The organism is Paenibacillus sp. sgz302191 (assembly GCF_057749925.1).
Genome location: NZ_JBYLHY010000025.1, coordinates 88874 through 111818, shown reverse-complemented (window position 1 = coordinate 111818; position 22945 = coordinate 88874). Strand labels below are relative to the sequence as shown.

The window sequence follows — 22945 nt, the reverse complement described above, 5'->3', positions numbered from 1 at the left end:
CCCCTTGAATCACGGCCAGATATACGACATTCATAATATGCTTCAGAGCAAAGGAATACTAATCTGCTTTTCCGGCCGGCTTTCCCAAGGATTAATCGAAGAATACGGGGAAGCGGTCAAAAGGTACATGGAGAACGACAATCGTCCGAAAACGGAAATTTTCAATATTTTCTCCATATTTATCGAACAGACGCAGAACATCAAAAATTATTGCGCGGCCAAAGCATCCGGCAGCAGCGCCGAACGTATCGAGCAATCGGCGATCGTGACGATCGGGAAGTGGGAAGCGGGAAATTACGTTTGCTGCGGCAACCTGATCGAGAACGCGGATCTCGCTCCTCTCGTGGCGCATATCGAACAATTGGCCGCCATGGATAAGGACGGACTGAAAAAGCTTTTCAAAGAGAAGCTCAGGGAGGAGCTTCCGGAAGCGCAATCAAGTGCAGGCATCGGCTTGATCGATATGGCAAGAAAAGCCAGTCTTCCGCTGGAATATTCCATTTCCCCAATTGACGAGCACTTGTCATTTTTTACATTAAAGGCGGTTGTTTAATGGTGGCAGACCTACATCTTATGCGCATAGAAGGATCAAGAAGCACACCGGAAATTCATTTCGATCCGCAACTTCACGTTTTGGCGATCAGAGGCCAGTCGTTTCCCGAAAATGCGTTCAAGTTTTACGAGCCGGTTCTGGCATGGGTGGGCGCGTATTTGGAGCAGTTGCAAGAGGAAGCGATCGTCAAGTTCGAGCTGATGCTGCCTTACATCAACACCAGCAGTACGAAATGCATCATGACGATGCTGGAGAAGCTGGACGAGGCGCACGCAGGCGGCAAAAACATTCAATTATATTGGTATTACGACGCAGACAACGAGAGCGAGCTGGAGTGTGCGCAGGAATTTAAAGAAGATTTGACGCTGCCGTTTCATCTGATCGCCAAGGAAGACCGCGGATAGATGAAACCCGGCGCCCCTATAACCGCAGGCGACAGACAGCAGTCCGGCCGCAGCGATCGCTTCCATGATCGCGACGTGATCCGAGTGGTAGCGCTTGCCAGCGCGCTTATCGTTTTTTCCATGCTGCTCATCGGCTTTTTATCGTATTATTTTACGGAAAAAGAAGTTATCACAAAGCTGAAAAGCAAAGAGCTCGGCTACATCGCCCAATCCGTATCTTCAAAAGTGGAGGGCCGGATCGAGCGGGCCAAGGAAACGTCGAGGCTGCTGGCCGACGACCCTGCCGTCCTCGAATGGATCGGCGGCGGAGAACAGGACGAGCAGCTTACGCGCCTGATCAGGGAAAGGCTCGTGATGAGCAGCCGGCAGTTCGATTACGACAATTCCTTCATCGTCAGCGCGCTTACCGGCCATTATTGGTCGGAAAACGGCTCGATCCTCTCCACAGTGTCCAGGGACAAGCCGGATGACAAATGGTTTTATCAAACGCTCGAATCGGGGAAAAAAACGGCTGTCGTCGTCGACTATAACGTGGAGCGCCGGCAATCGTACGTATTCGTCAACGTGCTGATCGGCGAAACGGACCGTCCGCTCGGCGTAGCCGGCGTGGGCCTCAGCCTCAAAGGGCTGTCCGATGATTTCCAGAAGTATAAATATTCGGAAAAGAGCCAAATGTGGATGATTGACGGGATGGGCGTCATCCATCTGTCGGACCGCTACGATCAGACAGGCAAGCTGATATCCGGCTTTGTTTCTAGTGATACGTATGCCAAAGTGATGGAGCAGTTCAATCAGGATGTGCAGGTTCTGGAGTCGCAAAATCCGAATGGCGAGCTGGTCGACCTCATCAGCTATCCGATCCCGTCGATGAAAATGCGGCTGTTGTTTCAAATCCCGCGGACCGATACCGTATATTTTTTGGACAATATTAAAGTGAATACGGCCGTCGCGATCGTGATCTCCCTGCTGGCGATCGTCTTCCTGTTCTACTATGTATCGCGGAAGCTGGCTAACCCGTACAAGCGCGCCCTGCAGCTCAATCAGCGGCTGGAAGTTCTCGTCGGGCAAAGGACGAGGGAGGTTGAGGAGCGCAGCCGGGAGCTGCTGGACAGCATCGATTATGCCAAGCGGATACAGGAATCCGCGCTTCCCGATCCGGCCCTGCTGGACCGGCTCTGGGAGCAGTATTTCGTCATCTGGCGCCCGCGGGACGGGGTAGGCGGCGATTTTTATTGGCTGAGCGAGACGAAGCGGGGGTATTACGTGGCCGTCGGGGACTGCACCGGCCACGGCGTACCGGGCGCGTTCATGACGATGCTCGGCATATCGCTGTTGAATCAGATCGCCGACCGCAGCGAGGAAGGCGACCCGGCGGGCATCCTGGGCAAGCTCAACCAAGCGGTCAAAGAGACGCTCAGGCAGCAGCACAATGAGGGGCTCGCCGATGACGGTCTGGATCTTGCCTTGTGCTACGTCGGGCAGGATGAAATCGTATTTGCCGGCGGTGGCAGCGCGATCTATGTGCAGGACGGCGATGAGGGCGTACAGCTGTACAAAGGCGACAAGCAGAGCATCGGTTACCGGCGGACTCCGGCCGAATATGCGTACGCCAACCACCGGATCGCGGTGCGGGAGCACACGACCGTATATATGGCTACGGACGGCATTGCAGACCAAAGCGGCGGGGAAAAAGGCTTTTCATTCGGCAAAACCCGGCTGAAGCAGTTTATCGATGCGCATGCACGGCTGCCGCTGAACGAGCAGCAAGAGCTTTTTCGCCGGATGATGGACGAATACATGGGGACAGAAGCCCAGCGGGACGACTGGACTTTGCTTGCGTTCCGGCCTGAGCGGCGGCGAACATCTGACAATAAGGAGCTTGGTAACCGTGATAAGCTATCGGAGTGATCAGCAGAAAGGTTTTGAGAGCGAGTTGAATATGCTGTACGATGCCAAACGACTGGCTGTTCGGGAAGAGCACCAGGGCAACGAGCTTTTGACCGAATACCAAAAGCTGCTGTCCAGCTATGAGAAGCTGCTGCGCGTTACCAAAAAAATATTGTATATCAGCGATTTGCAGGGAATGGCGCTCAAGCGGTGCGAAGACGATATCAAAGCGCTGCTGAACAACGCCAATCAGGGGTTTTTGACGTTTGACGCGAAAGGGATCGTGCAGAAGCAGTACAGCGATGCGTGCCTGCGCATTTTAAACAAGCGGCCGAGCGGCATTCATTTCGCGGAATTGTTGTGGGAGAGCGGGAGCGCGGAGCGGAAAAGCGTGGAACAATGGCTGAGCCGCCTGTTCGGGGAGACGGATGCGGCTGTCAAAAACGCGCTTCTCGCCGAATTGCCGGGGAGAGCGGAAATCGGGAGCCGGCAAATCCAGCTCGAATACAAGTGGATCGAACCGGACCCGGACAGTCCCGCAGGTCAAGTCGTCATGGTCATGATGACGGATATGACGGACCAACTGCAGTCCCGTGCCCGAGCGGAGTATTTAAGCTTCCATGACAACCTTACCGGGTTGTACAACCGGGCCTACGTGGAAGCTGCGGTTCCCGGGCTGCTGACTGCGGAGCATATGCCGGTCAGTATCGTTCTTCTCGACATGAACGGCTTGAAGCTGGCGAATGACGTATTCGGCCATCAGCTAGGGGACCGTCTGCTGTCACAGGCTGCCGAGCTGATCCGGCAATGCTTCGGGGACGAGGCGCTGGCGGCGAGATGGGGCGGCGACGAATTCATCGTCCTGCTCTCCCGGACCGGGACAACCGCCTGCACGGAGAAGATCGAGCGGCTCAAGCAGGCTTGCGCCGAGCAGGAATCTTATCCGATCCAGGTCAGCATGGCGGCCGGCAGCGCGACGATGGTGCAGCCCGGCGATCATTTTCATCTGTTTTTCAACCTCGCCGAAAAAGAAATGTACAAGAACAAGCTGCTGGAAAGCAAGCAGGTGCGCAAGAGCCTGATGGCCAACATCAACGAGGCGATGTATGCAAGAAAGATCGAGGATCCCCGCCATATCGAGAGAATCGAGCGCCTGGCGCTGGGATTGGCGGCCCGAATCGGGATGGACCCGCAGTCCGCGGATACGATCAATCTGAAGCTGCTCGTGCGTCTGCATGACGTGGGCAAAGTCGTCATTCCCGAGCAAATTCTCGGCAAGACCGGATCGCTTACGGAAGAAGAGTGGAACGTGATGCGCTCCCACAGCGAGATCGGCTACCGGATGGCCTTGTCGCTCGGCGAGCCGGCTTTGGCCGAGGCGATATTGTCGATGCACGAGCGCTGGGACGGAGGCGGCTATCCGTACGGTCTGAAGGAGATGCAAATACCGAAGCTGTCGCGGCTTTTGGCTATTGTCGACAGTTATGATATTATGACGCATGATCATGTGTACCGCCAGGCGATCGGCAGCGAGCAGGCGCTTCAGGTCATTTTGGAGGAAAGCGGGAGGCAGTTCGATCCGAACCTGGCCGAAGATTTTTTTGCTTATATGACGACGACGGAAAGCGGGTCATCACTCAAAGAGGAGGGAAATCCGTGCCAAGACTAACGATTCGAGGCTTGAGCGCCGAACAAATTTGCCGCATCAGTTCGGGGCTCGCAAGCGAGCTTGCCGGAATTTGCGAATGCCCGGAGGATCATTTCACCCTGGAATGCGTCAACCACACCGCCATATTCGCAGGCAAAATAACGGAAACGTACCCGTTCATCGAAGTCGCCTGGTTTGACCGGGGCGCGGAAGTCCGCGGCAGAGTCGCCCGGGCGATCACCGACCACGTAATCCGGCTGGGACTGGCCGAAGTCGAGGTGGCGTTTATCGCCTACGAGAAGGACGCCTACTATATAAACGGGACCCCGTGCGGGTAGTGTACGATGTCAGGGGGCTGCTTCGGCAGGCCCCTTCGCGCATGGATGATGCAAGGAGCAGGATTGATCCGGCAGCACTGTCAAAATCCCGCCTGCATAGCCCCACGAGCAGCTCCCAACTGCACGACGGCGGTCGGTCAACCAGCGTTGGCAGTGTGCGGAAAGATAGCGCGCAATTGTGTCCGCGAAAGCAGAGCATCTGGTTGGCAAGGCAACGCGCCAGCTCCCAGCGCGCGGTGCTGCGCTCCATGACTGCGATCGGTTGACGTAGGGAAAACCTGCAAAAGTACAGTTTTTGCTCGGTTAATACGCTGGTCACGAAAAATTCCTGCAATAGTGCAGGCTTTCGCCAAAACGAACCATTTTCGGAAAAAACCTGCACTTTCGCAAATGCCCGAAACTCACCCGCCAGAGCCGTTCGCACAATTTGCCAGGTCGCACGAAGAAAACCTGCAAAAGTACAGTTTTTGCTCGGTTGCTGCGCTGGCTACGAAAAATTCCTGCAATAGTGCAGGCTTTTCGCCGCGAACAGGAGCTCAGATTCATTTTCATCGAAAATTCCTGCACAATTGCAGGCTTTTCACCAAAATGAACCATTTATTACGGAAAGCCTGCACTTTCGCAGGTTTTTTCCATGCCAAGCGGCCTTGTCCCCCCACTTCAGCGCCGCACCCAGTGGAAGTAGAGTCGAGGCTCACTTCAGCCCCGCACCCCGGTGCAGGCGAGACGCGGCTCACTTCAGCGCGCTGCAGCCGCTGGCAGGCGAGACGAGGCTGCGGGTTTTTGGCATGTGCAGGTGGCCCAATCCGGGGTTGCCTTTGGCGAGCTGCGAAGCAGAGAGCGCCGGAACCGAACTGCAAGGGGCATCCTCGCCCGTATCTGCTGTCCGGCGCTTCCAGCGTGTGGGCTTTTTCGTATGCATGTTCGAGGCATATAGTTGCCATGCCGATTAATATGGTACAATAGAAAACAGTGTATTTACGGAGAGAAGTGAGACCGCGATGACTTATTTCTTGTTTATTTTGGTCAACAATATTGTGCCTATCAGCATTATGATCGCTATCGGCGTAGGGATATACAGGGCGTTTCGGATAGACATCAAGACGCTGTCCAAGCTGAATTTTTACGTGTTTTCTCCTGCTTTGGTATTTGTAAAGCTTTATGAATCGGAGATCGATCTGCATGTGCTGATGCAAATACTGCTGTTTTTTGTGTTGTTTTTCAGCATGCTTATCGCGCTCGTCGAAATCGTGATCCGGGTGAAAAAGCTGCAGGGCGGCATGCGCAGCGCGATGCGCAACAGCGTGCTTTTTTACAATAGCGCCAATTACGCCATTCCGCTCAATCAGACGGTGTTTGCCGGGAACGCTTACACGCTGTCCATTCAGATCATCATTATGATTATGCAGTCGTTGATCCCGAACACCTACGGGGTGTACGCGATCAATGCGCACAAATCGAACTTCAAGGCGACGCTCAAAACGATGCTCTCCCTTCCGGTTATATATGCGATTCCCGCCGCCATTATTTTGCGTTACTTTCATTTGGACGTACCGCACCCGATTTATTTGCCGCTTCAATATATTTCGAATGCGTTTATGGCAACCGCGCTGCTCACGCTTGGGGTCCAATTGGGGGCCATGAAATGGAAATTCAAGCTGTCCGATGTGCTTGTCTCCAATATGTTGCGGCTGGCCGCCGGTCCGGCGCTCGGTTTTTTGGCGGTGTGGCTGCTCGGTCTTGAAGGCTTGACGGCCAAAGCGCTCGTCCTCTCCTGCGCGGTGCCCACGTCTTTAAGCAGCGTGCTGCTCGCGATCGAATACGACAATGAGCCGGAATTTTCTTCGCAAGCTGTATTTTCTTCGACATTATTCAGTATGATCACCATACCGGTTATGATCGTTCTGGTGGATTTTTTGTGAATTTAGAACTATTGATCCGGTTTTGAAGGACTTTTGGACGTGTGCAGCGAATTGTTCCCCAACTTTACAAATTTGGGGGGCATCATGCATGCGTTATTTATTTTGCCAGTATGTGACGATTGTCGATATGAATGAAGAGATTTTGTCGGAAGTGCTGTTCGAACACGGGGAATACGAATCGCCTGCGCTTTCCGTCGGCGCGTCGGTTGTTACTTATCAGTTGGGGCTGCAGGAATTCAACGTCGTCTATGACAAGCGGGAAGGCAAAACGGCCCGTGCGAAAATCGTGGACATCGAAATCGACCTGCTCAGGCAGCCCGTCATTACGAGAGTTTTTGTGGAACCGGTCAATCTTATCGTAGGCCAGCACGATATCGGGCAAATTAGCTGAAGCTTCCCGGTCATCTCCGGTTTCCCGGACTCCCCGGTGGATTCCTTTCGCAAAATCAGCTATGATTAGGAAGGAATATAATGACGGATGAAGGAGACTCGCTGCAATGATGAAACTATTTTTGTTCCTCGGCAGCATCAACGCATTTTTGTCGGTTGCCTTGGGAGCGTTCGGCGCGCACTACTTGAAACAGAAGCTGTCAGCCGACATGCTGGACGTCTTTCGTACGGGTGTCCAGTACCATATGATCCATGCGCTGGGACTAATTTTGATTGCCGTGTTGTCGGACAAGCTCGCTAACAGTTCCATGGTCCAGGTATCGGGTTGGGCACTGTTTATCGGAATCGTGCTTTTTTCCGGCAGCCTCTATGCATTAAGCCTGACCGGGATCAAATGGTTCGGACCGATTACGCCTTTGGGCGGAGTAAGCTTTTTGCTGGGATGGGTCTTGTTGGCGATAGCCGCATGGAAATGAGTCAAGAGTCGGATACTTCCGGCTCTTTTTTCATTTATTTGCCCTCCTTGCAGGAAAAAGCTTCTATAATGTAGAAAAGAATTCAATTAAAATGATCATTCTTCCGCACTCGAAAGGATGGGAAGCATGGCTGAATTCACAAGGAATTCATCAAATACCCGCGATCCGATTCAGTTGGAGCTCGGGCTGCCCGCCAGCGATGAGTTATTCCGTTACGTTTTTGGCCATGCAGCGACCGGGATGGCGCTTGTGAGCATGGAAGGCAAAATTCTTAAAGTGAATGATTCGTTATGCAGCCTGTTAGGTTACACGGAAGAGGAACTGCTTGTACGGAGCGTTCCTGAAATCACGCATCCCGAAGATTGGGATACGGATTTGCGGCAGTTCGAACAGATCATTTGCGGGGAAAGCCATTCCTATCAGCTGGAAAAGCGCTATGTGCGCAAAGACGGGGAGCTGATATGGGGCATTTTGACCGTTACGCTCGTGCGGAACCGGGAAGGAAGCCCCGCATGGTCGTATCCCAAGTACAGGACATTACGGGACGCAAGCTGAACGAGGCGATGATTGAGAAGCTGCATAACAAAAACCAGCTTATTATCAACGCGGTGTCGGATGGCATCTTTGGCGTGGATGAGCATCTCCGTACCATTTTCTGGAATGACGCCGCGGAGCGAATAACAGGCTACTCCGAAGAAGAAATGATCGGAAAAGACGCGTACATGGTTCTCAGCGGTCCGGCCGGGAAAGGGGATTCGGAGGCAAGCGCAGGCTCCTCGTTTTACCGCAGCATGCTTGAGGGCGTGTTCGATCATAATGCCAGCGAGCTGTTCTACAAAAAGACCGGCGAATCGTTCCCGGTCGAGTACATGACCTCTCCAATATGCGAAAGCGGACGAATGATCGGAGTCGTCATTACGTTCAAGGATATTACGGAGCGGCTAAAAACCGAAGAAATGCTGCGCAAATCGGAAAAGCTCTCGGTTGTCGGCCAGCTTGCCGCCGGTGTGGCGCACGAAATCCGCAACCCGCTGACGTCGCTGAAAGGTTTTATCCAGCTGCTGCGGGCGGGCGCGGCGGGCAAAGAGGAATATTACGAAATTATGCTGTCCGAACTCAGCCGCATCGAGCTGATCATTACGGAAATGCTTGTGCTGGCGAAACCGCAGATGCTGCGTTTCCGGCCCGAAAGCGTGGAGAAAATCGTGGGTAATGTCGTTACGCTGCTGGAGAGCCAGGCGATTTTGAGCAACATCCAGTTCGCGACGACGGTCGAACACGGCCTGCCGCTTGTCATGTGCGAAGAAAACCAGTTGAAACAAACGTTCATCAACCTGATTCAAAATGCGATGGAATCGATGCCGGAGGGCGGGCGGATCGATATTCAGGTCAAAGCGGAAGCCGGGGACTGCGTGCGAATCGTCGTGAAGGACAGAGGGTGCGGAATTTCGGAAGAGGTGCTGGCCCGGCTCGGCGAACCTTTTTTTACGACCAAAGAAAAGGGCACAGGACTAGGTATTATGGTCAGCTACAAAATTATTGAAGACCATAAAGGGCATATGCTTGTGGAAAGCAAGGTAGGAGAAGGAACGGTAGTCAGCGTTACGCTTCCAATCACGAAGGATTGAGCAGATGAAGGAGGACAGCCAGTGAGTAAGCGGGTTTATATAGGCGGGTATATCGTTCTCGTCGTAATCGCAAGCCTATACATAAAGCCCTATACAGCATGGATTTGCATACTAGCCTCACTATTGCTGCTCGTCGCGCTGGGCAGAAACGGTTCGAACAAAGCCCTTCAGACAGAGCGCGCGGCATCTTCCTTGCCGGATTCATTGTTTGATTATAACCCGAACGCGATCGGCATTTTCGACCGGCAAGGCCGGTTTGTACGAGTGAATCGGGAGGCGGAAAAAATGCTCGGCTTCACGGCCGAGGAGCTGCTCGGCCGGCCGTTTGCGGCGCTGGTCGCCGAAGAGCATGCAACCGCCACGCTGTCTTGCGTGGAGCAGGCCAGGGTGGGGAAGGCGGTAGCGTTTGAAACGGCGGTGATTCACAAGACCGGGTTCCGAATCAATTTGCACGTTACCGCTGCGCCGGCAGAAGCGGGGACTGGCGGTCACGGCAGCGTCCTGATCTGCCAGGACATATCGGAGCGCAAGCGCGGTGATGAGAAGATCCGTTACATGGCCTATTATGACGATATGACCGGATTGCCGAACCGCAGAATGTTCAAGGATCATTTGAACGAAACTTTAGCTTTGGCCCGATCGCTCGGACAAAAGGTTGCCGTCTTTTATCTGGATATCGACCGCTTCAAGCTGGTCAATGACAGCTTTGGGCATGATTACGGCAATATGCTGCTGCTGCAGCTCGCCGAAAGGTTCACGAGATGCGTCACGGAGAACGATTTTCTTGCACGGACCGAGGGCGACGAGTTTGCCTTCTTTTACACCAATGCGGCTGATTCCAATGATGCGATTGCGCTTGTCGCCGGGATTAACCGGGTGCTGGAGAAGCCGTTTGTGCTGGAGCAGTACGAAGTGCACGTTACAGCCAGCATCGGGATCGCGATTTCCTCCGATGAATCCGAGGATGCGGAGATGCTGATGAAGTACGCCGATATTGCCCTGGCCCGGGCGAAGGAGAAGGGGCGCAACGATTTTCAAGTGTTCAATACCGATATGAAGTCCATTTCCATCAACCGGATCAAGCTGGAGAACGACATCCGCAAAGCGATAGCGAACGACGAGTTCATGCTGTTTTACCAGCCGCAGGTGGACATCGAAACCGGGCGCATCGTCGGTGCGGAGGCGCTGATCCGCTGGAATCATCCGGATCGGGGAATGATCCCGCCGAATCAATTCATCCCGTTTGCGGAAGAAACCGGGCTGATCGTCACGATCGGAGAATGGGTGCTGCGCGCCGCCTGCAAGCAAAACAAAGCCTGGCAAAATCAAGGCTTTCCGCCGATTCCGATCTCCGTCAACTTGTCGATGCGACAGTTTTTCCAACATAACCTGAAGGGCAAAATCGGCCATGTTCTGGAACAGACCGGACTGGATCCGCAGTACCTGGAGCTGGAAATTACCGAAAGTATGACGATGGATGTGGACCATGCGACCCAGTCGCTGCTCGAACTCAAGCAACTGGGCGTCAATGTCAGCATTGACGATTTCGGCACCGGCTACAGCTCGCTTTATTTTTTGAAAAAGTTTCCGATCGATAAGCTGAAGATCGACCGTTCCTTCGTGCGGGACATTATGACGGACCCGAATGATGCCGCGATTGTCGCGACGATCATCGCCATGACGCATCATTTGAATTTGAAGGTGATTGCGGAGGGCGTCGAAACCGAGGATCAGCTCCGCTTTTTGCACCAAAACCGCTGCAACGAAGTGCAGGGCTACTGGTTCAGCCCGCCGATCAGCGCGCACCAGATGGAGGGCATGCTGCAGGGCGGCTCGCAAGCGGCCGAGACGGGCGCTTAAAATAAATAAGAGGGTGCCCCGGGTGGGGCGCCCTCGTTCGCAGTATCAGACAGTAGCCATGTAGTCGTCGATTTCGTTAAGTTTAAAGGAATAAACCTTTTTCTCGTCGACATGATAGACGGTTACATTTTGCGAGCCGCTGTCATAGTTGAGGATGCGGCAAGGCAGATTCAACTTGATTCCTTTCGCCTTAATGACAGTCAGCCGGACAAGCGTGTTGTTATTTTTGAACTGTTCAAGCTGCTCGATCACTTTCTCATTTGCCCGTTGGCTGGACGTGCTCGCAGTCGCCTCCTTCAGCAGGGCGGACGGTTCCGGACTTGAGTGCCCTCTCGCGTTAACCTCGATCAGTTGGCCGAGATCGATTCCTTTCAGGATCTTATAATCCCGTACTTGGTCCGTATTCAACAGATGAAGAAGCTTTTCCAAGGCCAGACCGTTGGTCGTTTCTTCGATCAAAATTTCTACGGTGAATAAGTGCCCGTGGCGGTTCGTGCTCACTTTTCCCTGATTCATAAGGTCTCCTTGCTTGATAATGATAACCGAATTGATAGCCTAGTAAAGTAATAACCTAACTATATCACGATATTGTGTCCAAAAATAGTTGCATTTTCATGTGATTTTGGGAAAAGGAGCTAATAGCGATGATCAGCGTCATTTTAGTGGCCCTCGTGGCAATCGAGCACATATACATCCTTTATCTGGAGATGTTTATGTGGACAAAACCGAGGGGGCTGCAAGCTTTCGGAACGACCAAAGAAGCGGCCGAAGCCTCCAAATCGCTGGCTGCGAATCAAGGGCTTTATAACGGCTTTTTGGCCGCCGGATTGATCTGGGGTTTGTTATATCCGGATGCGGTGGTGGGCCGGCAAATCCAATTATTTTTTCTCATCTGCGTGCTTTGCGCAGCCGTTTTCGGGGGATTGACCGCCAAAAGGTCGATTTTGCTCGTTCAGGGACTTCCCGCCCTGGCCGCTTTATTATTCGTATGTTTGGCGATTTTTTCCGCTTAGCGCCGGTTGAAAAAAAGTACGAAATCCGCTACTACACCGAACTAGCAATGCCCGCATATACTACCCGTAAGACTGCGAAGAGGAGCTGTGCTGAGCATGATGCGGGTAGAACCAATTCTTCTGGACGGACATACGGTAATCGCCATCGAAGTCAAGCTGCCTAAAACGACGCTGCTGGTCGTTACGACGGATAAAGGATACATTATGTGCGGCGCTTTGGACGTGGCGCTGTTAAATGAACGGTTGAGGGAAAGAAACATTGTGGCGGCCAGGGCAACGGGAGTCCGTACGATCCAGGAGCTTCTGGATGCGCCTCTCGAATCGGTGACGCATACGGCGGAAGATTTGGGAATCCGGGTCGGTATGACGGGGCGAGAGGCCATTTTGAAAATGGTATAATAAATAGGGAATGAAGGGCGCCGGCTTCCGGCGTCTTTTTTTCGATGAACACCGCGGTCAGGCGTCATGAAAAAGGTATCGCGCAATTTTCTAACGCCACCAGGACGTTTTAGCAAGCGCCTCTCCCGGCGCGGGTTGCAGTGCTGCACGGCGGGTGGTCATGCGGCGGCTTGGCAGGCTGGTCTGGGGTGAAAACCTGCGAAAGTGCAGGAATTTTTGCTGAAAGTGAGTCTGTGTCCATATATTTGGTGAAAAGCCTGCACATTTGCAGGAATTGTTCGTGGCCAATGATCAAGGACGCAAATTCATGTATTTTTGCAGGTTTTCTTTGTGCAGCTAGGTAGATTGCGGCAGGGATTTTCGAAAAAAATGAATCTGAACCCATTTCGTGGGAAAAAGCTTGCACAAATGCAATAATGCTTCGTCTTCAGCGTGTCTATGCCGGTCATCCATTTCCGGCGGATGTAATCGTTTGTCACCCGCAGGGTGATTTTTTTTATCGGACAAGCTGTCGGTTTTTGTCAAAGTTTTTGGTAATTTTTAATAAAATTATTGATAAATATACCAATTTAGCATTATAATTGTCATTAAAGTGTTAATCGGGTAACCAAAGTGATAGAGCTTTTTGTCAACATTTACTTATAATGGGCTCACGATGAGGCATTTATGCTGCTTCGGAACCATATCGGAAATATGAGAGGAGGTGATAGTCGGGGCGGTTCGAACGGAAAGGAGGCGGTGCATATGTAAGACCAGCGGAATTTCCTCGAGTTTATTTTAATTTGGAAAGGTTGGGAAAAGATGAATGGAAGAGCAGCGAAGTTCACACTCGGTCTGCTTCTAGCTGCAAGCACTCTGGTATCGGGAATCGGCGCTTCCGCAAGCAGCCCGAATTATTATCATACCAGCGGCAACCGGATCGTGGACTCAGGCGGTACTCCAGCCACCTTTAACGGCATCAATTGGTTCGGATTTGAGACGTCGAACTTTTCGCCGCACGGTTTGTGGACCCGTTCGATGGACAGCATGCTCGATCAAATGAAAACAAAAGGTTACAATTTGCTGAGAATTCCGTATACGAACGAAATGTTTCTGCCCGGGAAAATGCCAAACAGCATCGACTACGTGCAAAATCCCGATCTCCAGGGACTGACGCCGATTCAGATTCTTGACAAATTGATTGAAAAAGCGGGCTCGCGCGGCATGAAAGTGTTCCTGGACCGCCATCGGCCAACGGCAGCCGGCCAATCGGAACAGTGGTATACGTCCACGGTTTCCGAAGCGACCTGGATCGACGATTGGAAAATGCTTGCGCAGCGCTATTTGGGCAACGATACCGTCATCGGTGCCGATCTGCACAACGAGCCGCACGGCAACATTTGCTGGGGCTGCGGGGATCAGTCGCGCGATTGGCGATTGGCGGCGGAGCGCGCCGGCAATGCGATTCTCGGCGTGAACCCGAATTGGCTGATCATTGTCGAGGGCGTAGATGCGAACGTCCAGGGACAAAGCGGCAGCTACTGGTGGGGCGGCAATCTGAAAGGGGTGCAGGATAATCCGGTGCGGCTGAACGTCGCGAACCGAGTCGTCTATTCTCCGCACGATTACGGTCCGGGCGTATCGAACCAACCGTGGTTCTCCGACGCTTCGTTTCCAAGCAACATGCGGGCCATTTGGGACGCCTACTGGGGCTACATCCACAAAAATAACATCGCACCGATTCTCGCCGGAGAGTTCGGGGGCCGCAGTGTAGATACGGCTTCGGTCGAGGGCAAGTGGCAAAACGCGCTTGTCGATTATCTCAAAGCGAACGATATGTACTGGACTTACTGGTGCGTAAATCCGAATAGCGGCGATACCGGAGGTCTGCTTTTGGACGATTGGACCACATGGAATCAACCGAAGCAAGATATGCTTAATCGGCTGATGAAAGCGCTTCCCGGAGGAGGCGGAGGCAATCCGACCGTTCCGGCGGCTCCGACCGGGCTGGTCGCAACGGCCGGCGATGGGCAAATTACGCTGGGCTGGTCCGCGTCCGCAGGTGCGGCAAGCTACAGCGTGAAGCGCGCGACTGTAAATGGCGGACCGTACACGACGGTTGCGTCCGGCTTGACGTCGCCGGGTTATGCGGACACCGGCTTGACGAACGGCACGGCTTACTACTATGTGGTAAGCGCTTCGAACAGCGCCGGCGAATCGGCGAATTCGTCCCAGCTAAGCGTTTCTCCGTCGGCAGGCGGCGGCACCTCAAGCACGCTGGCGCTTCAGTACAAAGCGGGCGATACGAACCCTGGCGACAATCAGTTCAAGCCGCATTTTCGCATCGTGAACAACGGCACGGCGGCCGTTCCGCTAAGCAGCCTGAAAATCCGCTATTGGTACACGATCGACGGAGTTAAACCGCAAACGTTCAACTGTGATTATGCGAATGTAGGCTGCGCGAATGTGAACGGTCAGCTGGTTCCCATGAGCACGGCGAAGACCGGGGCGGATTATTATCTGGAGATCAGCTTCGGCGCAGGCGCCGGCAGCGTGGCCGCAGGCGGCAACACCGGGGATCTGATGACGCGGATCAACAAGAACGATTGGACAAATTACAATGAGAGCGACGACTATTCGTTTGACGCGACCAAGACGGCGTATACGAACTGGAGCAAAGTCACGCTTTATCAGAACGGCACGCTTGTATGGGGAACGGAGCCCTAAAGCTCCTCTAATTTCTAAAATCAAAGGAGAAGTGATATGGTGATTGGAGTCAAGCCCAAAAAATGGCTAAGCGTATTGACGACGAGCACTCTTGTATTGTCAGCCAGCGTCCAATTGTTCGTCGGATCCCCGCAAACGGCGGCGGCGGCCAGCGTGAATGAAACGCGCTTTTTGCAAATGTACAATCAGATCAAAAATCCGGCTAACGGTTATTTTTCTCCTGAAGGCATCCCATACCATTCGATCGAAACGCTCATCAGCGAGGCGCCTGACTACGGGCATATGAGTACATCGGAAGCTTACAGCTACTGGCTGTGGCTGGAGACGCTCTACGGGCGCTACACTGGCGACTGGTCCAAGCTGGAAGCGGCTTGGGACAATATGGAGAAATATATTATCCCGATAAACGAGGGCGACGGCAAGGAAGAGCAGCCGACGATGAGCAACTACAATCCGAACAGCCCGGCCACTTATGCGGCGGAAAAACCGTATCCCGACCAATATCCTTCACAATTGTCGGGCCAATATCCGGCCGGCCAAGATCCGATCGACAGCGAGCTGAAATCGACTTACGGCAACAACCAGACCTATCTGATGCACTGGCTCATCGACGTGGATAACTGGTACGGATACGGCAACACGCTCAATCCTTCACATACGTCGACGTATGTGAACACGTTCCAGCGCGGAGAGCAGGAATCCGTCTGGGAGGCGATCGACCACCCGTCCCAGGACAATAAAACATTCGGCAAAACGAACGAAGGTTTCATGTCTCTGTTTACGAAAGAAAATCAGGCCCCAGCCGCCCAGTGGCGCTACACGAATGCAACCGATGCGGACGCCCGGGCCGTTCAGGTTATGTATTGGGCCAAGAAGCTTGGCTATAACAACGCGAACTATCTGAACAAGGCGAAAAAGATGGGCGACTATTTGCGCTATGGCATGTATGATAAGTATTTCCAAAAAATCGGCAGCGCCAGCGGCGGCTCCCCGCAAGCGGGCAGCGGCAAAAACTCCAACATGTATCTGATGGCTTGGTACACGTCTTGGGGCGGCGGCCTTGGCAGCGGAGGCAACTGGGCTTGGCGGATCGGCGCCAGCCATGCGCATCAGGCGTACCAAAACCCGGTCGCGGCGTATGCGCTTTCCGACGCCAACGGCGGATTGATTCCGTCGTCGCCGACAGCTCAAACCGACTGGAACGCTTCGCTGAAGCGGCAGCTGGAATTTTACAACTGGCTGCTATCTTCGGAAGGGGGCATTGGCGGGGGCGCGACGAACAGCTTTAACGGCAGCTACAGCGCATATCCTGCAGGGGTAAGCACGTTCTATGGCATGGCCTATCAGGAGGCGCCGGTTTATCACGATCCGAATTCGAACACATGGTTCGGGTTCCAGGCTTGGCCGCTTGAGCGCGTTGCGGAATTGTACTACATTCTCGCTTCCAGCGGCGATATTACTTCCGAAAACTTCAAAATGGCCAAAAATGTCATTACCAAATGGATCGATTGGTCGATGGATTATGTGTTTGTCGACAAGAAGCCGGTTACCGACGCGGACGGCTACTATTTGAACGCTTCCGGGCAGCGGGTTACGGGAGGAGCCAATCCGGCGATCGCGACAACTTCGGCGCCGGGCGAGTTCTGGCTTCCGAGCAGCCTCGGTTGGAGCGGTCAACCTGACACATGGAACAACTTCTCCACGTTTACGGGCAACCCGAACTACCATGTTTATTTAACGAGCCCAAGCCAGGACGTCGGTGTGCTTGGAAGCTATGCTAAAGCGCTCTCATTCTTTGCTGCAGGCACAAAAGCGGAGACAGGAAGCTTGACGGCGCTGGGCACCCAGGCCAAAACGCTCGCGGAGCAGCTGTTAGGCGCCGCCTGGAGTTATAACGACGGCGTAGGCATCGCCACAGATGAAAAGCGCGAAGACTATTATCGTTATTTTACGAAAGAAATTTATTTCCCGAACGGTTGGAGCGGCAAGTTCGGTCAAGGCAACACGATTCCGGGCTCGGGCGGCACGGCCTCCGATCCGGCAAAAGGCGGCAACGGCGTATATATCAGCTATCCGGAGCTCCGCCCGAAAATTACGCAAGATCCGAAATGGTCTTATCTGACTAATCTGTACAACTCGTCATGGAACCCGACTACGAAAAAATGGACGAACGGCGCCCCAACGTTCAAATATCACCGCTTCTGGTCGCAAGTCGATGTGGCGACAGCCTATGCCGAATACGATCGTTTGCTTGGCAGCGGCACGACGAATCCGACCGCACCTGCAGCGCCGGCGGGCCTGACCGCAACGGCGGGCAATGCGCAGGCAGCGCTGAGCTGGAGCGCGTCGGCTGGAGCGGCGAGCTACAACGTGAAGCGCGCGACAACGAGCGGCGGTCCGTACACGACGGTCGCGACAGGCGTGACGGCGGCGACGTACACGGACGCCGGCTTGACGAACGGCACGACGTATTACTACGTCGTGAGTGCAGTGAACAGCGTGGGCGAGAGCGTGAACTCCACGCAAGTAAGCGTTACGCCGAGCGCAGGGGCGACCGTACCGGCAGCGCCGACGGGCCTCGTGGCGACAGCGGGCAATGCACAGGCAGCGCTGAGCTGGAGCGCAGTGGCGGGAGCGACGAGCTATAACGTGAAGCGTGCCAGCGTAAGCGGCGGCCCGTACACGACGGTCGCAACGGGCTTGACGGCGACGTCGTATACGAACACCGGCTTGACGAACGGCACGACTTATTATTACGTCGTAAGTGCGGTTAACAGCGCGGGCGAGAGCCCGAATTCCGCGCAAGCGAGCGTTACGCCGCAAGGTACGACGCAGCCTACGGGCAATCTGGTCGTGCAGTACCGTGCAGCGGATACGAACGCAACCGACAATCAGATCAAGCCGTTTTTCAATATCAAGAATACCGGCACGACGCCAGTCAATTTAAGCGATCTGAAGCTGCGCTACTATTTCACCAAAGACGGCTCGCAGGCGATGGATTCGTGGATCGACTGGGCGCAGATCGGCGGCAGCAACATCCAAAGAACGTTCGTCAGCGCCACGGGCACGAATACGGACACTTACGTCGAGCTGAGCTTTACGGCAGCGGCGGGTTCGATTCCGGCCGGCGGGCAGACCGGAGAAATCCAGCTGCGTATGTCCAAAACCGATTGGTCGAACCTCAACGAGGCCAACGATTACTCGTTCGATGCGACCAAAACGTCGTATGCGGACTGGAACAAGGTGACGCTCTACCAAAACGGCACGCTCGTTTGGGGCATTGAGCCTTAGGCAACGGATCGGAGCAGCGGGGCACGCCTGCAATGTGTCCCGTTGTTTTAACTAATTATCAAGGAGATGAACAGATGATAACCGCTTTGTATAAATCGAAACCCGTTTCGATTATTTGTCTGATCATGGCAATGTTAGTAAGCTTCTTCATACCTTTAGGAAACAGCAGTTCTGCGGCCGAGGCGCACGTAGACAATCCGTTTTTGGGCGCAACGTTATACGTGAACCCCGATTATGCGGCATCGGTCGATACGTCGATCGCGCAAGTAAGCGACAGCACGCTGATCGCAAAAATGCAGACGGTCAAATCGTACCCGACAGCCGTCTGGCTTGACCGCATTGCGGCGATTCAGGGCGGCGCAGCAAACGGCGGCCGCAAAAGTTTGACGGAAACGCTGGATAACGTGTTAGCGCAAAAACAAGGCAGCACACCGATCACGGCGACGTTCGTTATCTACGATTTGCCGGGACGTGATTGCCATGCGCTGGCGTCCAACGGCGAGCTTCCGTTAACGCAGGCGGGGCTGCAAACGTATAAAACGCAGTATATCGATGCGATTGCAAGCATTTTCTCCAATTCCAAATATCAAGATATCCGGATCGTTACCGTCATCGAACCGGATTCCCTGCCGAATCTGGTGACGAACCTGAGCGATCCTAAATGTGCCGACGCAAATTCCACGAACATTTACCGCGATGGGACCAGGTACGCGCTCGACAAGCTGCATGCGATTCCGAATGTGTACACGTACATGGATGTGGGGCACTCCGGCTGGCTCGGCTGGGATTCCAACCGCCAGCCTGCGATCGACTTCATCACTTCGGTCGTATCTGGGACCGTGGCCGGACTTGCCAGTGTTGACGGCTTCGTTACGAATACGGCGAATACGACGCCGTTTGAAGAACCGAATTTGCCCAACCCCAATCTGAACATCGGCGGGCAGGAGATCAGGTCCGCCAAGTATTATGAGTGGAATCCGTATTTTGACGAGGCGGACTTTACGGCAGCGCTGTACTCCGGTTTCGTGGCAAAAGGATGGCCGGCAAGCATCGGGTTCCTGGTCGATACTTCGCGCAACGGGTGGGGCGGGCCGAACCGGCCGACCGGAGCGAGTGGAAGCAATATCAACGATTATGTGAATTCAGGCCGGATCGACAAGCGTCTCCACCGGGGCAACTGGTGCAACGCTTCCGGCGCAGGCATGGGCCAAGCGCCGCAGGTGGCGCCAGCCGGTCACCCGGCATCGCACCTTGATGCGTTCGTATGGGTGAAGCCGCCGGGCGAGTCGGACGGTTCGAGCACGCTGATCCCGAACGACGAGGGCAAAGGTCTTGACAGAATGTGCGACCCGACCTACACGAATGCGAACGGTACACTGACAGGCGCGTTGCCGAACGCTCCTTTATCGGGTCATTGGTTCCATGACCAGTTCGTGCAGCTCGTTCAGAACGCTTATCCGGCTATTCCGGGCAGCAATGGCGGCGGCAATCCGACCGTACCTGCAGCGCCGACAGGCCTCGTGGCGACAGCGGGCAACGCGCAGGTGGCGCTGAGCTGGAGCGCAGTAATCGGAGCGACGAGCTACAACGTGAAGCGTGCGACAACAAGCGGCGGTCCGTACACGACGATCGCGACGGGCTTGACAGCGACGTCGTATACGAACGTCGGTTTGACAAACGGCACGACGTACTACTACGTCGTTAGTGCAGTGAACAGCGTGGGCGAGAGCGCGAACTCCGCGCAAGTGAGCGCCACGCCGAGCGCAGGGGCGGCAGTGCCTCATGCAGACAATCCGTTTCTGGGAGCAACGTTATACGTGAACCCCGATTATGCGGCATCGGTCGATACGTCGATCGCGCAAGTAAGCGACAGCACGCTGATCGCAAAAATGCAGACGGTCAAATCGTACCCGACAGCCGTCTGGCTTGACAGCATTGCGTCGATTCAGGGCGGTGCAGCGAACGGCGGCCGCAAAAGTTTGACGGAAACGCTGGATACCGTACTCGCGCAAAAACAAGGCAACACACCGATCACGGCGACATTCGTTATCTACGATTTGCCGGGACGCGATTGCCATGCGCTGGCATCGAACGGCGAGCTTCCGTTAACGCAGGAAGCGCTGCAAACGTACAAAACGCAATATATTGATGTGATTGCAAGCATTTTCGCCAATCCTAAGTATAAGGACATCCGGATTGCTACCGTAATCGAGCCGGATTCCTTGCCGAATCTGGTGACGAACCTGAGCGATCCAAAGTGCGCCCAGGCGAACTCCACGAACATCTATCGCGATGGGACCAGGTACGCGCTCGATAAGCTGCATGCAATTCCGAATGTATACACATACATGGATATGGGACACTCCGGTTGGCTCGGATGGGATTCCAACCGCCAGCCTTCGATCGATCTCATCACTTCGGTCGTATCCGGAACAGCGGCAGGACTTGCAAGCGTCGACGGTTTCATTACGGATACGGCGAATACGACGCCTCTTGAAGAACCTAATTTGCCCGACCCCAATCTGAATATCGGCGGGCAGCAGATCAAGTCCGCTAATTACTATGAGTGGAATCCGTATTTTGACGAGGCGGACTTTACAGCAGCGCTGTACTCCGGTTTCGTGGCAAAAGGCTGGCCGGCAAGCATCGGCTTCCTGGTTGATACTTCCCGCAACGGGTGGGGCGGACCGAATCGCCCGACCGGAGCAAGCGGCAGCAATATTAACGATTATGTGAATTCAGGTCGAGTCGACAAGCGTCTTCACCGGGGCAACTGGTGCAACGCTTCCGGAGCAGGCATGGGCCAGCCGCCTCAGGCAGCGCCAGCGGGCTATCCGGCATCGCACCTTGATGCGTTCGTATGGGTGAAGCCGCCGGGCGAATCGGACGGTTCGAGCTCACTGATCCCGAATAACGAGGGCAAAGGCTTTGACAGAATGTGCGACCCGACCTACACGAATGCGAACGGTACGCTGACAGGCGCATTGCCGAACGCTCCTATATCGGGTCACTGGTTCCATGATCAGTTCGTGCAGCTCGTTCAGAACGCTTATCCGGCCATTCCGGGCAGCGGCGGCAATCCGACCGTACCTGCAGCGCCTGCAGGCCTCGTAGCGACAGCAGGCAACGCACAAGTGGCGCTGAGCTGGAGCGCGGTAAGCGGAGCGACGGGCTACAACGTGAAGCGCGCGACAACGAGCGGCGGTCCGTACACGACGATCGCGACGGGCTTGACGGCGATATCGTATACGAATGTCGGCTTGACAAATGGTACGACGTACTACTACGTCGTGAGTGCAGTAAACAGCGTGGGTGAGAGCGCGAACTCCGCGCAAGTGAGCGCCACGCCGAGTACGGGAGTGACCGTACCTGCAGCGCCGACGGGCCTCGTGGCGACAGCGGGCAATGCGCAGGCAGCGCTGAGCTGGAGCGCGTCGGCGGGAGCGGCGAGCTACAATGTGAAGCGCGCGACAACAAGCGGCGGCCCGTACACGACGGTCGCGACAGGCGTGACGGCGACGACGTACACGAACGTCGGCTTGACGAACGGCACGACGTATTACTACGTCGTGAGTGCAGTGAACAGCGCGGGCGAAAGTGCGAACTCCGCGCAAGTGAGCGCCACGCCGAGCGCGGGAGTGACCGTACCGGCAGCGCCGACAGGTCTCGTGGCGACAGCGGGCAATGCGCAGGCAGCGCTGAGCTGGAGCGCGTCAACGGGAGCGGCGAGCTATAACGTGAAGCGCGCGACGACAAGCGGCGGCCCTTACACGATGGTCGCGACAGGCTTGACGGCGACAACGTACACGGACGCCGGCTTGACGAACGGCACGACGTATTACTACGTCGTGAGTGCAGTGAACAGCGCGGGCGAGAGCGCGAATTCCGCGCAAGTGAGCGTTACGCCGCAAGGCACGACGCAGCCTACAGGCACTCTGGTTGTGCAGTACCGTGCAGCGGATACGAACGCAACCGACAACCAGATCAAGCCGTTTTTCAATATTAAGAATACCGGTACGTCGCCAGTCAATTTAAGCGATCTGAAGCTGCGCTACTATTTCACCAAAGACGGCTCTCAGGCGGTGGATTCCTGGATCGACTGGGCGCAAATCGGCGGCAGCAACATCCAAAGAACATTCGTCAACGCTACGGGTGCGAATACGGACACTTACGTCGAGTTGAGCTTTACGGCAGCGGCGGGTTCGATTCCGGCCGGCGGACAGACCGGTGAGATCCAACTGCGGATGTCCAAAGCCGACTGGTCGAACTTCAACGAAGCCAACGATTACTCGTTCGATCCGACCAAAACGTCGTACGCGGACTGGAACAAAGTGACGCTCTACCAGAACGGCACACTCGTGTGGGGAATCGAACCTTAGGTTCGATTTCCCTGCATAAACGGAAATGTGTCAATTCCGATTCTATGGAGG

The 22945-nt window shown here is 54.6% G+C and carries 17 protein-coding genes; 16 read left to right on the top strand and 1 reads right to left on the bottom strand.

The genetic code is table 11. From position 1 onward, the window contains the following. Window positions 1-4: 4 nt before the first annotated feature. The 11 genes from AC3G2T_RS28430 (at window position 5) to AC3G2T_RS28380 (ending at window position 11106) form a co-directional block, all read left to right on the top strand. The gene (locus AC3G2T_RS28430) at window positions 5-553 is read left to right on the top strand and encodes a SiaB family protein kinase (RefSeq protein ID WP_488437667.1); all 549 of its coding nucleotides are present in this window, start codon (window positions 5-7) and stop codon (window positions 551-553) included. Further along, a complete protein-coding gene (locus tag AC3G2T_RS28425) occupies window positions 553-957 on the top strand; it encodes a DUF1987 domain-containing protein (RefSeq protein ID WP_474679804.1) in 405 nt (134 codons plus the stop codon). The genes AC3G2T_RS28430 and AC3G2T_RS28425 overlap by 1 nt, the downstream gene beginning before the upstream one ends. Further along, window positions 958-2865, top strand: coding sequence for a SpoIIE family protein phosphatase (locus AC3G2T_RS28420; protein ID WP_488437666.1), 1908 nt, complete (start codon window positions 958-960; stop codon window positions 2863-2865). It abuts the gene before it with no gap. Then, window positions 2846-4513, top strand: a complete 1668-nt coding sequence (locus AC3G2T_RS28415; RefSeq protein WP_488437665.1) for a bifunctional diguanylate cyclase/phosphohydrolase — start codon at window positions 2846-2848, stop codon at window positions 4511-4513. Before AC3G2T_RS28420 ends, AC3G2T_RS28415 begins: the two co-directional genes overlap by 20 nt. Beyond that, window positions 4501-4830 carry a DUF1904 family protein gene (locus AC3G2T_RS28410; RefSeq protein WP_474679801.1) on the top strand — a complete coding sequence of 110 codons (330 nt, stop codon included), beginning with the start codon at window positions 4501-4503 and terminating at the stop codon, window positions 4828-4830. The genes AC3G2T_RS28415 and AC3G2T_RS28410 overlap by 13 nt, the downstream gene beginning before the upstream one ends. A 1001-nt stretch (window positions 4831-5831) precedes the next feature. Beyond that, window positions 5832-6752 carry an AEC family transporter gene (locus AC3G2T_RS28405; protein ID WP_474679800.1) on the top strand — a complete coding sequence of 307 codons (921 nt, stop codon included), beginning with the start codon at window positions 5832-5834 and terminating at the stop codon, window positions 6750-6752. 88 nt (window positions 6753-6840) lie between these two features. Then, window positions 6841-7143: a hypothetical protein gene (locus AC3G2T_RS28400; RefSeq protein WP_474679799.1), complete on the top strand. Its 303-nt coding sequence runs from the start codon at window positions 6841-6843 to the stop codon at window positions 7141-7143. Between the two features lie 109 nt (window positions 7144-7252). Then, window positions 7253-7618: a DUF423 domain-containing protein gene (locus AC3G2T_RS28395; protein ID WP_474679860.1), complete on the top strand. Its 366-nt coding sequence runs from the start codon at window positions 7253-7255 to the stop codon at window positions 7616-7618. A 126-nt stretch (window positions 7619-7744) separates the two neighbouring features. Then, entirely contained in the window at window positions 7745-8173 is a 429-nt protein-coding gene (locus AC3G2T_RS28390; protein ID WP_488437664.1) for a PAS domain S-box protein, read from the top strand. Next, window positions 8131-9246: an ATP-binding protein gene (locus tag AC3G2T_RS28385; RefSeq protein ID WP_488437663.1), complete on the top strand. Its 1116-nt coding sequence runs from the start codon at window positions 8131-8133 to the stop codon at window positions 9244-9246. Before AC3G2T_RS28390 ends, AC3G2T_RS28385 begins: the two co-directional genes overlap by 43 nt. 21 nt (window positions 9247-9267) lie before the next feature. Next, window positions 9268-11106: a putative bifunctional diguanylate cyclase/phosphodiesterase gene (locus AC3G2T_RS28380; protein ID WP_488437662.1), complete on the top strand. Its 1839-nt coding sequence runs from the start codon at window positions 9268-9270 to the stop codon at window positions 11104-11106. Window positions 11107-11151: 45 nt separating this feature from the next. Here AC3G2T_RS28380 and AC3G2T_RS28375 read toward each other — a convergent pair whose 3' ends face one another. Beyond that, window positions 11152-11622, bottom strand: coding sequence for a hypothetical protein (locus tag AC3G2T_RS28375; protein ID WP_474679796.1), 471 nt, complete (start codon window positions 11620-11622; stop codon window positions 11152-11154). 122 nt (window positions 11623-11744) lie between these two features. Between AC3G2T_RS28375 and AC3G2T_RS28370 the strand changes: the two genes are divergently transcribed. The 5 genes from AC3G2T_RS28370 to AC3G2T_RS28350 all read left to right on the top strand — a co-directional run bounded on the left by AC3G2T_RS28370 (window position 11745) and on the right by AC3G2T_RS28350 (window position 22894). Next, entirely contained in the window at window positions 11745-12119 is a 375-nt protein-coding gene (locus tag AC3G2T_RS28370; RefSeq protein WP_488437688.1) for a DUF1304 domain-containing protein, read from the top strand. A 96-nt stretch (window positions 12120-12215) separates the two neighbouring features. Further along, window positions 12216-12518 carry a YunC family protein gene (locus tag AC3G2T_RS28365; RefSeq protein WP_474679795.1) on the top strand — a complete coding sequence of 101 codons (303 nt, stop codon included), beginning with the start codon at window positions 12216-12218 and terminating at the stop codon, window positions 12516-12518. Between the two features lie 801 nt (window positions 12519-13319). Continuing rightward, window positions 13320-15224, top strand: a complete 1905-nt coding sequence (locus AC3G2T_RS28360) for a cellulase family glycosylhydrolase (RefSeq protein WP_474679794.1) — start codon at window positions 13320-13322, stop codon at window positions 15222-15224. Window positions 15225-15260: 36 nt separating this feature from the next. Next, window positions 15261-18515 (top strand): glycoside hydrolase family 48 protein, encoded by a 3255-nt coding sequence (locus tag AC3G2T_RS28355; RefSeq protein WP_488437661.1) that lies wholly within the window; start codon window positions 15261-15263, stop codon window positions 18513-18515. Between the two features lie 125 nt (window positions 18516-18640). Next, window positions 18641-22894, top strand: a complete 4254-nt coding sequence (locus tag AC3G2T_RS28350; protein ID WP_474679858.1) for a glycoside hydrolase family 6 protein — start codon at window positions 18641-18643, stop codon at window positions 22892-22894. The last annotated feature ends 51 nt before the right edge of the window (window positions 22895-22945 follow it).